Consider the following 12,202-nt stretch of genomic DNA (forward strand, 5'->3'; position numbering starts at 1 on the left):
GGCATCTTCAAGAGGAGGAAACGTAATATGAGCCAAAAGCATGGAATAGATATGCTTGAGGAGCTGCGTTCTGAACTAACCGGATATTGTTACCGGATGATGGGGTCCATCTTTGAAGCGGAAGATGCAGTGCAGGATACCCTGCTCCGGGCCTGGCAGAGCTGGGACAAGATCCGGCAGGATTCTTCCCGTAAGTCTTGGGTGTACCGGATTGCCACTAATATTTGTTTGGACAGGCTGAGGAATGCCAAGCGGCGGGCACTCCCGATGGATCTCTCTGAACCCGCAGCTATTATTATGGAGCCCAGTGACAGCTTGCCCCGGGATTCCTGGATATGGCCGGCCCCCGATAACGCTACCGACCCGGCCAACATCGTGGTCAGCAGGGAAACCGTCCGGTTATCCTTTATTGCGATCCTGCAGATACTGCCGCCCCGGCAACGCGCTGTACTGATCCTGCTTGATGTCTTCCGGTGGTCGGCTAACGAGGCAGCACATGCGATGGGAATGACCACGGCAGCCGTCAACAGTGCTGTGCAACGGGCCCGGTCGGGTATCGCCCGGTCCAATCTCCGGTCCGAGGAGTTACAAGGGGGAGATGCCCAGGCAGATCAACAAGTGCTTGCTAGTTATATGGAAGCCTTCGAACAGTATGATATTGATGCATTGTTGGCCTTATTCCGCGAGAACGGCAGCTTGTCGATGCCGCCATTTACGATGTGGGTTCGTGGCAGCTCTAATCTGTCGTCTTTCTACACTATTACACGCAGCCATTGTTTGGGCTCCAGATTGCTACCGGTTCGGGCTAACGGGGATAGCCCCGCTTTTGCCCAGTATGTACCCTCCGGACCGGATGGACGGCTGGTTCCGTGGAGCATTCATATTCCAGAGCTGGAACTGGGGAAGATCGCTCATATCCATCATTTCATTGATCCTGAGTTATTTGTGCGATTTGGATTGCCGGCAGAATTGGACGCGAGGCAGAATTGTTCCATAGACCGATGAGTTTGCGGCGGCCGGATCGTCTATACTAATGAATCACAAATGCGGATTCAATCCAAACTCAAGGAGGAACAATCTTATGACGGTAAAACTTACCCCTTACATTACTTTGGAGGGCCGGGTAAAGGAAGCCATTCCGTTCTATGAACAAGCCATCGGCGCACAAATCCTCTCTATGATGACTTACGGTGACATGCCGGACTTGCCGGGCACATTCACGGACGATCTGAGGAGTCTTGTAGCACATGCCAAGCTAAAGGTTGGAGGTACGGAGCTTATGTTATCCGATGCTCCAGGCGGTTCGCCTGCTGAAAACGGGAAACGGGTTACTATCTGCATTACAACGAATGATGTAGAAGAATCCAAGCGGATCTATGAAGCCTTGCGGCAGGAGGGTCAGGTCAATATGCCGTTTAAGGAAGAACCCTTCAGTCCCGGGTTTGGCGATGTAACGGACAAATTCGGTGTGACCTTTCAAATATATACGGAGCTTGAAGATTAAATTACGGGTGAAGAGTTGCGCCAGATGATGGTGCAGCTCTTTTTTTAAATATAAGAATTTATATGTTTCACGCTATAACTTATCCTTCTATTTCTTGCTGGAACGGTACCGTCCTTTATAAGGACGGCGAAGCCGTTTCTGCTTGATATCCTTTTTTGGCGTCTTCACATACCATACACAGTCTGTTCTTTAATAGGTATATCTATCATGTATAATGTGAATTTATGTCGAATTTAGTTGAAAAAAAGTGCGGGGATTCTCTCGTAATCACTATACGAGTGGTTAGCTTCCTGTATAATTTACGAATATGCAGATAGTTGAAGCTGCTGATTCCTGATCGTAACCAATCCCTCACGAAAGAGAGTAGTGACTTTGAAATCCATCGCTTGGGTAACCGACAGCACCAGCACAATTGACTCTGAATTTGCCATGAATAACCATGTTTATATTGTTCCTCTACGTCTAATTGTCAATAATGAATGTTATAAAGAAAATATCGAAATCAGCGCCGATCAGTTCTATGACAAAATGCGCCAGAATGACAAGGTTGGCAGCTCCCAGCCTCCGATCGGTGAGTTCTTGGAATTATACGAGCGCCTGAAGGAAGAGTATGACGAAATTATAGCGATACATTGTTCCTCTGAGCTTAGCGGTACTTTCCATACTTCGATGCAGGCGGCGGAGATCGCTGGAGTTGCTGTAATTGGCATTGATTCCAAGGTAGGCGCTTATCCGATCCGTGAGATGATAATGCGCGGCGTTCACTGGCAGCAGGCAGGTTACTCTGCGCTGGAGATCAGGAGCAGAATTGAAAATATTATTGAAGAGATGTCTTTTTACCTAATCCCTGCGAGTCTGAGCCAGTTGCACCGCAGCGGGCGGCTCTCCGGCTCTCAGCTCGTGCTTGGTCAGCTGATGCGAATTCATCTGCTGCTGAAGTTCGATGAAGGCAAAATTATTGTCGTGGACAAAATTCGCACCTTCAAGAAGACGAAGCAGAAATTGCTGGAGACACTCCGTCAGGACATCCTGCGGATCCAAAATATCTGCATAATGCATGCCAACAATATGGAGGAGGCGCTGAGCCTGGAGTCGGCCATCCAAGAAATGTCGCCTTCTGTGCATACCGAAATCATGACTTTTGTTCCGGTGGTAGGCGTTCATATGGGCGAGGGAACACTCGCACTTTCATGGATCAAACATACAGCCATGAACAGTATTACTGTTCAGGATAAAGTGCTGGAGCCTGAGCTCGGTGCCCTGAGTTAAGCAGGGAGACTGAAGGACGGATAATGAGCTGCACCCGATGAGGGTGCGGCTTTTTTGATGAAGTCTGAATTTACGTCAGGCGCATGTACAATGGGCATCCGCCCAAGCGCCCTCTCCGCGAATGCATATGATGATTATGCCTACTCACTTGAAAGGAGCGATCACATATGGGATTTTTTCCAACACCGGGAACCGGCGGCGGATTTCCGGGGATTCCGGGAGGACCTGGAGGACCTGGAGGGCCTGGGTTTCCAGGTGGAGGTCCCGGCGGATTTCCGGGGACTCCGGGACCTCCGGGAGGCGGACCGGGAGGCGTTCAAGCGCCGACGGCCCCTCCGCCGCAATTCGTGCCGCAAATGCCGGCTACCACATTCGCCATCGACGCCGGGGGAATCAGACGATGCCTGTTCCGCAACACATACATTTGGCTGAACAATGGCGAGCAATTCTGGTTCTTCCCGATATTCGTCGGGCGCAGTTCAATTGCAGGGTTCCGGTGGACCGGTTTCTTCTGGACGTACTTCGGCATTGATCTGAACCGGGTCAGCTCGTTCACCTGCTTCTAATAAGGCAGACAGCGGAAGAGAACAGCACAAGGGCTGTTCTCTTTGTTGTGGTACTTATATAATTGGCTTATATACCTATAGTAGCGACTGACCAGGAGGACGGTATGCAATTTCAACCCATGTATGAAGACGGGGAAATATTCCTGCCGAAGATCGAATTCAAGATGACCCCGGGCCAGCCGGTTGGCATGATAACGGACCTGAAGCGGAAGCAGCTTATAATGAATCAATTAGCGGATCATGCCCAATATTATTTATTTCGGGCCGGGCAACACGAGTATATGCGTTTAACGGTGAATGAGCTCATCACTTTTCTAATCAGAGTAACGGAGAGGAATGAGCGTGTCGCTTCGTTAATAGATTATTTTGCTTTAAAAGAAGAACGGAAGATAAAAATCAATGATCTCAGCTCGTCCAAAAGGATGTACGTGACCTTGCTGCGTATCTTTTTTGCGCATCAGCCTACACTTGTACTGGAGGAGCCCTACTTTTACCTGGAAGAACAGGACCGCCGTCAATTCAAACGGATTCTGGATGACTTGTCGGGAGAAAAGCAGCTTTTAATTCTAACCTCAAATTTAGAGGATGCCCTGATTTCCTGTGATGTCATTTACCGGTTGAATGAGTCCGGATTCCATCTCCTCGATATCCGGGACTCCGAAGAGGACAAGCAGGACGTACATAAACAGGAGGAGCCCAATATTACCTTGCAGAAGATCTCTACCAAACGCAATGACAAGGTGATTTTATTTAATCCGCCTGAAATCGATTTTATAGAAAGTGTAGAGGGTTCGATTCTTGTTCATGTGGGCGGGGAGAATTACGACTGTGCGCTGACGCTGACCGAGCTGGAGCAGAGGTTATTGAATTTCGGGTTCTTCAGATGCCACCGCTCCTACATCGTTAATCTGCAAAAGGTAAGAGAGATTATTACCTGGACGAAGAATAGCTACAGCCTGCGTCTAAACACAGGCCAGGATGCCGTGGTTCCGTTATCCCGTTCCAAATTGCAGGAATTAAAGGCACTGCTGAACATTTAAATGGTACCGTTCAGCCGGTTACAGCTACATTTCGGCGGGTTTTGATGGCAGGAAGCATGCATTCTGTATATGTTTATGTCATCAACGCTAAGGATGTGGGGTTCATGGATGTTATCCAGGTAGAACGTATCCGTAAGAGCTTTGGACAGAAGGATGCGTTAACAGATGTATCTTTTTCTATTCCTAAGGGAGAAATTTTTGGGTTCCTCGGCCCGAGCGGCTCAGGCAAAACTACATTGATCAAGGTTCTAACGGCACAGTTAAATCCGACAAGCGGACAGGCAAGTGTATTTAACGAGCCGGCGGATAGGATGCGGCAGTCTGCCCAGAAGATGCGCTTCGGCATTCTGACGGATAACAGCGGCCTCTATGAGCGGTTGTCGGTTGAGGAGAATCTGGAGCTGTACCGTAAGTTGTATGATCTTCCCAAAGCTGCGGTAGATAAGGTGCTGCAGTTTGTGAACTTAAGCGGGGATCGCAAAAAGAAAGTCAATCTCTTATCGAAGGGGATGCGTCAGCGTGTTATGCTGGCCTGCGCGATTATCCATGAGCCGGAATTATTATTCTTAGATGAGCCTACCTCGGCTTTGGACCCGGTGAACTCCGCACATATTTATAAAGGCTTGCGCTACCTGAATGAGAAGGGGACAACGATTTTTCTGACTACGCATGATATGGCTGAAGCAGAATTGATGTGCAACCGTGTAGCGATTCTGTATCAGGGACGAATTCAGGCCATTGGCTCACCGAAGGAGCTTAAACGGCAGCACCGGGAGAATGTAGTTAGTGTTGACCTAACCAACGGGGAAGTCCATGAGCTCCCGATCGGCGGGGAGACAGCTGATCAAATCGCGGATTGGATGAAGCGGGGGCTCATTGACCGGATCGAGACGAAAGAGCCCAGTCTGGGTGATATTTTCATTAAAATGACAGGAAGTGAGCTGCTATGAGTATCTCATTCAAACGGGCGCGGGCGATATTTGTGAAGGATTACAAGGAGTTCTCGCGCAATTACGCGATCTCGATTATTCTGGTATTTCCCATACTCTTCGCCTTTCTTTTTCGGAGTGCAGGCGCAGCCTTACCTGGAGCGATCGGTTTTCTACTGAATACATCGTTAGTGATCCTGACGAGTATGGCACAAGCCTGCTTGATCGCTGAGGAGAAAGAGCGTAACACTTTAAGGTCATTAATGCTGACTCCGGCCACGACCCTGGATGTTCTGATCGGTAAAAGCAGCCTGGTCTTCGTCATGTCCGCTATTGTTCTGGCTATTTCTACGTATATATTGGGCTATGAGCCGGCCAATATAGGAACGTTTACGGCCGCAATCATTCTGTCGATTATTCTATACACAGCAGCCGGGACAATCTGCGGTTTATTCTCCAAGACGGTGCTTGAAGCCTCATTATCTATACTCCCGGTGGCGTTCATATTCACCGGTGCACCCTGGGGGGCAGTACTGGCCAAGGATTACCCGGTCTTCAAGGTGCTGGATTACATGCCCAGCAGTCAGCTGGTACATTTGCTGGGTCTGAGCAATGCAGGGTATACGACAGGCGATGTATTGAAGCCTCTCCTCATTATTTTGGCATGGACGGTTGTATTAACGGTTGTGTCTGTTGTTCTGTATGTGCGGCGGTTGAAGGACGAGTAAGGGGCCTGAAGGGACTTTAGCCAGTCTCCGGTGGGTCTTTGGTAGGTCCGAAACAAGCGGCCGGCTGAGACTATACGACGATTATTGTCCAGTTGCGGATCTGATGTTGTCATAACGGGGCACGCGGGGTAATAAAGATGATTAGAACTTACGAATTTGGCTGAATTTGGAGCAGGAGCCAAGGAAACGGAGGGAAAGATCATGGCGGCACAGACAGTATCAGGCATCAGCTCCGTACAGCCTATTGCGGCCTACGGCGGTACACAGAGTGATGTCAGTTCCCTGGAGAAACAGCGCAACCGGCTGATGATGGAACTGGATAAAGTGAATGCGGCGCAGGGAAGTGAGATGCAGACTCCGTACCGGCGGGAGCAGCTGCAGCGGCAAATCCGGCTGCTGGAGTCCCAGCTCGTACTGAAGAGCGGAAGCAGCACCCCTGCCAATTTCGTACTGGCATCTCCGCTTCAGGATCACCTCCCCCTCTGGAGAAATGAAGGAACGGGAGGCTTCAAGGGTATCGGTCTCACCGATCCCCGGACGGCGACGGTGGATGCGGATGGCCATTTCAACGCATTAATTTAAGCTAGAGAGTGAAGGTGCGGCGAGCGTCTGGTGATGAACCGGGCTTGTCGCACCTTTTTTGTGTGAAGAGGCGGCAGAGTAGCGTTTGATAAGGCTATAGGAATGGAAAAAAAGAGCGCAATAGGCCGCGCTTCCTTGGCGGAGACGTCAGCCTGCCCGCGGCAACCGGATGAAGCTCTTCATATGCGGAGAGGGATTTACTGCCGGGCTTCTGCATCGTTTCCAGCGTTGCGGATAATTGCTTAATCATTACGCGCATATCCTCAAGCTCTGCACGCTGCTGGAGCAGCTGTACCGAAACGACCTCACTCGCTTTTTGATCCAGTGCGTGTTCAATATACTCGATCCGGGACCATATTTTATTCATAGGGTCACTGGCTGTATGCAGGCTTAGATTCTCTTGCGGCGGGCCCCCTGGCAGCTTGTCATTCGTGAGATCCAGATTAATGCATTCGAGTGCTTCCCCCTGATTAATACGGCCTTTAATATGATTGAGCTGGCTGATCTCCCGCTCCGAGAAGGTATAATGTCCAAGACGGTCCTTTGGAAAGAAATCAGGGAACATGGCCGCCCAGCGTTTGATCGTAGTCTGGCTAACGGACAGCAGCTCCGCAGCTTCCTTGGTTTTCAGAATTTCCATTTCAATCCCTCCAGTTTAGTAGTCCTTCTATGAGTAATTCGTTGTTCTTTGGCGGCCCCCTGCACAGGTGACAAAGGAAGTGCTGATTCGCTAAGCAAAGTGTTATTACGACTTTTCCTGCTCTCCAGAGAGCGGTGTATTTCATACAGCACAGTATAATTGTATCCCTGGAGAGTGGGCCTGCCACGCTCCTTTCTTCATGGACCAGGATTATAGTAAGGAATAACTCCGTATGTGAGGGCGCTTTATGAAAGCGGTTACTTTTCGGGGGTTGTCCTGCCCGTTTCACCATGCATAAGGAGCCAATATGGATCTAGAGGAGGGATTTATGCTTACGAGAAAAGTAATGAGTCTTCTACTAGCGCTTGCAGTCACATTATCAGGTTTCATCCCGCAGACAGCCGGTGCGGCTGAAAGCCCTACCAATTACGGGGTGTCTTCAGCGGATACCGCTATAACGGATACCCTGACTGTAGACATTACTGTAAGTCTGGCACCAGAAGCCAGTGAGGAGGAGGACACGCTTATACTGAACGCCGAAGGATTACCTTTTAATTTGCTCTAAAGAGGCTGCAACCTATAGATCATATCTTAATCCTGGCTGATAAGAGGGATACTTCTTATGCGCTAGGATTTTTTCTGTGAAAATTATAATATAAGTGCAACCCGTTCCAACAATTCCCTACTGTATAGATAAGAGATTAAAAGGAGAATGACAGATGGAAGATCAGGGAATAGTCCACCTATACTTACAGCGTTCACAGCAGGCCATTGTCGAGACCAAGGATAAATACGGGGCTTACTGCAGAGTGATTGCCAGAAACATCATTTCCAATCTCTCAGATATTGATGAATGTGAGAATGATACATACCTGGCAGCGTGGAATGCAATTCCGCCAACGATGCCCAGGAAGCTATCTGTATTTCTAGGAAGAATTACACGTAATATAGCGCTCGATAGATATAGCTATATTACAGCCAAGAAACGCAACCGTCAGTTTGATGCCATTCTAACCGAACTGGAAGGGTGCATAGCTTCCCCGGATACGGTAGAAGGAGAATATGAAGCGGGTGAAACCGCAAGCTTGATCAACGAATTTCTATATGGCATAGAGGAGCAAGCCAGAAATATATTTATTAGGCGGTACTGGTATTCAGATTCTATAGAGGAACTTGCTATGAGATTTCAGATGAGCAGCAGTAAGGTGAAGTCCATTCTTTTCAGAACAAGAAATAAGCTTAGAGTTCATTTAGCCAAGGGGGGAGTTCACCTGTGAAAAGAGAAGAGTTATACCGCGAGATCGGACTCATGGATGAAGATTTAATCGAAGCAGCCGGATCGAGCGGAGCGGAGAAAAGGAAAAAAGGCTTTTCTAAAAAGTGGGTGGCTCTGGTTGCTTGTCTTGTGCTCTATAGCTCAACCGCTTCTGCGCTATTAGCAACCGAATATTATAAGAATCAAAACGCAGAGCCGTATATCCGTTATCTGAGAGCTGAAGACATGGAGTTACTGTCCGTTCCCAAGTATGATGGAATGAAATTTCTACAGGCCCTCACAAGTGATAATGAAGAACATGTATATATTGCTATTAACCGGCTGGTGGAAGGCTTCAATGATCCAAGCTTAAGAGCCAAGGCACTGAATAAACTTCAGCCGTTTGCAGGAAATGAGAATCCCAAAATCGCCGATGCGGCTGCTTTTGCCATAGATATTCTGTCCCAAAGTTACCGGAGCCCGTATATTGTTAAACTGGCAGACGGCAGTATGTTATTTACGTTATTTAATCATTATTCGGATTATGGAAGCCAGAATGTCCTATGGAGGATCAAAGACAATAAGCTGGAGGAATATTCAAGCTTCTCTGCACCTTCTATGTATATCACAGATATGATTCCTTCACCCGATAAGAAGTTAGTTGCGGTCGTCACCTGCTCTAATAAAAGTGAATTTGTGCAGATTATTAATGTGGAGGAAGGAAGAACCAGTCCAGAATTAATAGAATCCGCAAGAGTCAAATATGGGGCGGAGCAAGGAATAGACACATGGATCCGCCCGGATTATGAAAATTATAGTGATGCCAGTAACATCGTCTGGAAGGACAATGATACCTTGGAGTTCGAGGGTTCCCTGGCCTATGAGGATACGGAGATTATAGAGAATGTCAGTGTAACGTACCAGTTTAGCAGCAAGGTGATGGAAGTGACCAAACTTAACTAGTCTGCGCAATGCACAGAATATAAGAGAGCCGTGAGCCGCCTGTAAGGGCGGCCTTATATTTATCTATTTAAGGCGGCGGGTTAATGCCCAGAACAGCAGAGCCAGGGCACTGACGATTGCACCTAACAAGCATACTCCGTTCCAGCCTGAGTGAGCATAGATGCTGGTAGATGCGATTGACCCGGTGGCGCTCCGGCATTAACGCAAAGAGTCTGGCGCAGACACTGGTCATATCATTAATCGAGGGCCTTTGTTGATAATTCTGTCAGAGAAATATTGACATTGTTGAGATAGAATCATGAATAGGGGAATCTGATTAGAAAGGTTGGCTTAGAATGCTGCTGACGACTGAGGACCAATTAATTGACGAGATCGCAGGCTGGCTGAAGAAGCATTTTGAGGCTGAGCTGCTGTCTGCCGGGCGTGTGAATCGCGGACTATTGAACGAGAAGTGGATTATCGGGACGAATAAGGGGCGGCTATTCGCCAAAAGCTATCACCCCGGGCGGTTCAAGATGGAGGATCCGGAGTTTCGCGGCAAGATTGAGAATGCGCTGCAGCTGCAGCTCCTGTGGTACCAGTCGGGAGGACCGTGTCCTGAGCCTTTAACGCTGGAAGGGCGCTGCATGCACATCCTGCCCTGCGGAAGATACATGACCGTCATGACATGCTGTCCGGGTGCTATGGTGCCAGCCGGCAGGATCGGTGAGCAGGGAATGCATGCACTCGGACGGGCTGCTGCGGATATGCATACCGTCTGGGGTGCCGCGGCGGCATCGGGGGTCGGAGCAGCAGTGCAGGCGGGTGAACCGGCCTGGCAGTTGTCGCGCGAGGAGATGGAGCTCGCCTGGGAGGTAAGCTGGGAGGCAGCCCGCAGCTCGTCCGGGCGTGTCCGGGACGCGCTGCTATTACAGAAGGCGGTTGCTGATTCACTTGGAGATAAGGACTTTACGCCTCTGACAGCGGGCTGGGCCCACCTTGATCTGTGGGCGGACAACCTGCTGTTCGAAGGGGACGCGCTGGCAGCCATCGTTGACTTCGACCGGGCACGCTACTCGTTTCCGGCGCTGGACCTCGGACGGGCGGTCCTCTCCGGCACACTCGGCGGGAGCGGATTCCGCGGGGATGCGGTTGCTGCTTTCGCTGAAGGCTACCGTAGTGTACACCCGCTGCCGCCGGGCACTCTTTTGCGGGCAGTCAAGTATGTCTGGTGCATCGAGTCGCTTTGGTGGATCAAGCCGCCGCTCGATTCGTCGAGCAGGGTCCCTGCCCGCTTTGCCGAAGAAATGATTCATACTGCGGAGCATTGGGATCAGCTTGATGCACTTCTTGGGGATATTTAGCTGGATGTAGGTTAATCCGGTAGGATTAACCTACACCGTCACTTTCCAACAAGGAATAGAAATTATCGCGGTCCTCGTCATCAAATTGGCCAAGCGTTCGTACCCGGACAAGCTCGTGACCCCCATACAAATCTAATTCCTCACCAAAATTATTGTAGAGTGCAATCATATGGCCCTCCTGATTCAGCTCCATGTATCCGTAACTTTCATGCTCGGGCTTTTGACCGTAAAGGACCACAAATCTGATTATATCCACGCTGTTCATGCACAGCACTTCCCTTCTATGGCATATCATTAGGCTAGGCTTGTAGCAAATTTTACGTGAAGCCGGACGAATAGGAAAAAGCAGTCATGGTCCTCATACCCGCAAATTCATTCATACTTGGTAAGTTTAGGGGGGCATACCCTCAATGCCGCTCCCACAGAAATTATTTCTTGACAGGATGGGATTAGGGGATTAATATATCGTGCCAGTTCACTCTGTTACTCTGCTATGGCTAAACACATAAAAAAGCTTTCCACAATCCCCTTCCGGGCGATTATGAAAAGCCATTGTGCAAACATTGTTTATTACGCTCCCTAGAATTTCTCCGGGAACTGCTTGATAATGCCTGATGACAGAACATCCGCTAAATGAATCATATGGACCTCATTCTTGTCGGTTGCGGCAATATCTGCTTGCCAGTCTCCCTGGAGGCAGCTCAGCACAATGTCTGTAATTAACTGAAGGTGTGTATACAGCATCTCTTGCACCGCTTTAAACGGCCAGTTTGGATTCAATGCGCTTAAAAAAGTTGCAATATCATCGGCATTCTTATGCCAATCGGCCTGCAGCTTCTTCACATCGGCGGGATTGCCTGCTTTGGCGGCTGCTACAATCTTGCCTGCAATCCCAATATGCTCTTTCAACAGCTCCGCCAGCTTATTGCCGGCAGCCTCCCCGTAATACGGTTTGAATACATCACCTATGTCCTGCTGGTTTCTCAGCAGCCGGTTCAGTACGTCCTTCTGGTCCGGGTTATTCGAGATGGCGCTGACAATATAGCTTCGCGTCCATATGGTATGGTCAATCCATACCTTCTGCATATCGCTTTTCAGCTGAACCATCCTGGGGCTGAAGCAAGCCGCTTCTTTCTTGTCGCCAGCCTGTGCCTGTACGGGGCCTGCTGCTTGCGTCAAGGTGAGTATGAGCACCAATGTTAACGCCAACAGCCATTTGTTTTTCAAATTCATCTGCTCCTTTAGGTGTGTGAATGAAATGGCTTGTATTATTATGGCTGAAGCGGGAGGTTATATTCAGAATAGGCTATTATGGTTTTGTTGTTCTTCTACTTTTCTTCCAATTGTTGTTGCCTAATCCTCTATTTGCAAATATTATAGATT

The 12,202-nt window shown here is 49.1% G+C and carries 15 protein-coding genes and 1 pseudogene; 12 read left to right on the forward strand and 4 right to left on the reverse strand.

From position 1 onward, the window contains the following. Positions 1–27: 27 nt before the first annotated feature. From MKX70_RS06290 to MKX70_RS06325, 8 genes are all read left to right on the forward strand, one after another. Positions 28–1,005 (forward strand): sigma-70 family RNA polymerase sigma factor, encoded by a 978-nt coding sequence (locus tag MKX70_RS06290; RefSeq protein ID WP_340839686.1) that lies wholly within the window; start codon positions 28–30, stop codon positions 1,003–1,005. 76 nt (positions 1,006–1,081) lie between these two features. After that, positions 1,082–1,504, forward strand: a complete 423-nt coding sequence (locus tag MKX70_RS06295; protein ID WP_340839687.1) for a VOC family protein — start codon at positions 1,082–1,084, stop codon at positions 1,502–1,504. Between the two features lie 372 nt (positions 1,505–1,876). Continuing rightward, the gene (locus tag MKX70_RS06300) at positions 1,877–2,773 is read left to right on the forward strand and encodes a DegV family protein (protein ID WP_340839688.1); all 897 of its coding nucleotides are present in this window, start codon (positions 1,877–1,879) and stop codon (positions 2,771–2,773) included. A gap of 167 nt (positions 2,774–2,940) precedes the next feature. Further along, positions 2,941–3,339: a collagen-like protein gene (locus MKX70_RS06305; protein ID WP_340839689.1), complete on the forward strand. Its 399-nt coding sequence runs from the start codon at positions 2,941–2,943 to the stop codon at positions 3,337–3,339. A 104-nt stretch (positions 3,340–3,443) separates the two neighbouring features. Continuing rightward, the gene (locus tag MKX70_RS06310; RefSeq protein WP_340839690.1) at positions 3,444–4,379 is read left to right on the forward strand and encodes a LytTR family transcriptional regulator DNA-binding domain-containing protein; all 936 of its coding nucleotides are present in this window, start codon (positions 3,444–3,446) and stop codon (positions 4,377–4,379) included. Between the two features lie 104 nt (positions 4,380–4,483). Further along, positions 4,484–5,329, forward strand: coding sequence for an ABC transporter ATP-binding protein (locus MKX70_RS06315; RefSeq protein WP_340839691.1), 846 nt, complete (start codon positions 4,484–4,486; stop codon positions 5,327–5,329). Continuing rightward, positions 5,326–6,036 (forward strand): ABC transporter permease, encoded by a 711-nt coding sequence (locus MKX70_RS06320; protein ID WP_340839692.1) that lies wholly within the window; start codon positions 5,326–5,328, stop codon positions 6,034–6,036. The genes MKX70_RS06315 and MKX70_RS06320 overlap by 4 nt, the downstream gene beginning before the upstream one ends. A gap of 201 nt (positions 6,037–6,237) precedes the next feature. Then, positions 6,238–6,618 carry a hypothetical protein gene (locus MKX70_RS06325; RefSeq protein WP_340839693.1) on the forward strand — a complete coding sequence of 127 codons (381 nt, stop codon included), beginning with the start codon at positions 6,238–6,240 and terminating at the stop codon, positions 6,616–6,618. A gap of 94 nt (positions 6,619–6,712) precedes the next feature. Here the strand turns inward: MKX70_RS06325 and MKX70_RS06330 are convergent, their stop codons facing one another. Further along, positions 6,713–7,258 (reverse strand): MerR family transcriptional regulator, encoded by a 546-nt coding sequence (locus tag MKX70_RS06330; protein ID WP_340839694.1) that lies wholly within the window; start codon positions 7,256–7,258, stop codon positions 6,713–6,715. Between the two features lie 328 nt (positions 7,259–7,586). Here MKX70_RS06330 and MKX70_RS06335 point away from each other — a divergent pair, with 328 nt between their 5' ends. The 3 genes from MKX70_RS06335 (at position 7,587) to MKX70_RS06345 (ending at position 9,476) form a co-directional block, all read left to right on the forward strand. Next, positions 7,587–7,823, forward strand: a complete 237-nt coding sequence (locus tag MKX70_RS06335) for a hypothetical protein (RefSeq protein ID WP_340839695.1) — start codon at positions 7,587–7,589, stop codon at positions 7,821–7,823. A gap of 154 nt (positions 7,824–7,977) precedes the next feature. Beyond that, positions 7,978–8,535, forward strand: a complete 558-nt coding sequence (locus tag MKX70_RS06340) for an RNA polymerase sigma factor (protein ID WP_340839696.1) — start codon at positions 7,978–7,980, stop codon at positions 8,533–8,535. Further along, positions 8,532–9,476: a hypothetical protein gene (locus MKX70_RS06345; protein WP_340839697.1), complete on the forward strand. Its 945-nt coding sequence runs from the start codon at positions 8,532–8,534 to the stop codon at positions 9,474–9,476. The genes MKX70_RS06340 and MKX70_RS06345 overlap by 4 nt, the downstream gene beginning before the upstream one ends. A 63-nt stretch (positions 9,477–9,539) precedes the next feature. Here MKX70_RS06345 and MKX70_RS06350 read toward each other — a convergent pair. Continuing rightward, positions 9,540–9,668, reverse strand: a pseudogene (locus MKX70_RS06350) (MFS transporter); the annotation flags it as partial. 143 nt (positions 9,669–9,811) lie between these two features. Between MKX70_RS06350 and MKX70_RS06355 the strand changes: the two are divergent. Next, the gene (locus MKX70_RS06355) at positions 9,812–10,819 is read left to right on the forward strand and encodes a phosphotransferase (protein ID WP_340781582.1); all 1,008 of its coding nucleotides are present in this window, start codon (positions 9,812–9,814) and stop codon (positions 10,817–10,819) included. Between the two features lie 25 nt (positions 10,820–10,844). Here MKX70_RS06355 and MKX70_RS06360 read toward each other — a convergent pair whose 3' ends face one another. Beyond that, positions 10,845–11,084 carry a hypothetical protein gene (locus MKX70_RS06360; RefSeq protein WP_340839698.1) on the reverse strand — a complete coding sequence of 80 codons (240 nt, stop codon included), beginning with the start codon at positions 11,082–11,084 and terminating at the stop codon, positions 10,845–10,847. Between the two features lie 314 nt (positions 11,085–11,398). Beyond that, complete coding sequence (locus MKX70_RS06365) at positions 11,399–12,046, reverse strand: glycosyltransferase (protein WP_340839699.1); 648 nt, start codon at positions 12,044–12,046, stop codon at positions 11,399–11,401. Between the last annotated feature and the right edge of the window lie 156 nt (positions 12,047–12,202).

It is taken from the genome of Paenibacillus sp. FSL R7-0312 (assembly GCF_038004445.1).
Taxonomy (GTDB): Bacteria; Bacillota; Bacilli; order Paenibacillales; family Paenibacillaceae; genus Paenibacillus_AQ.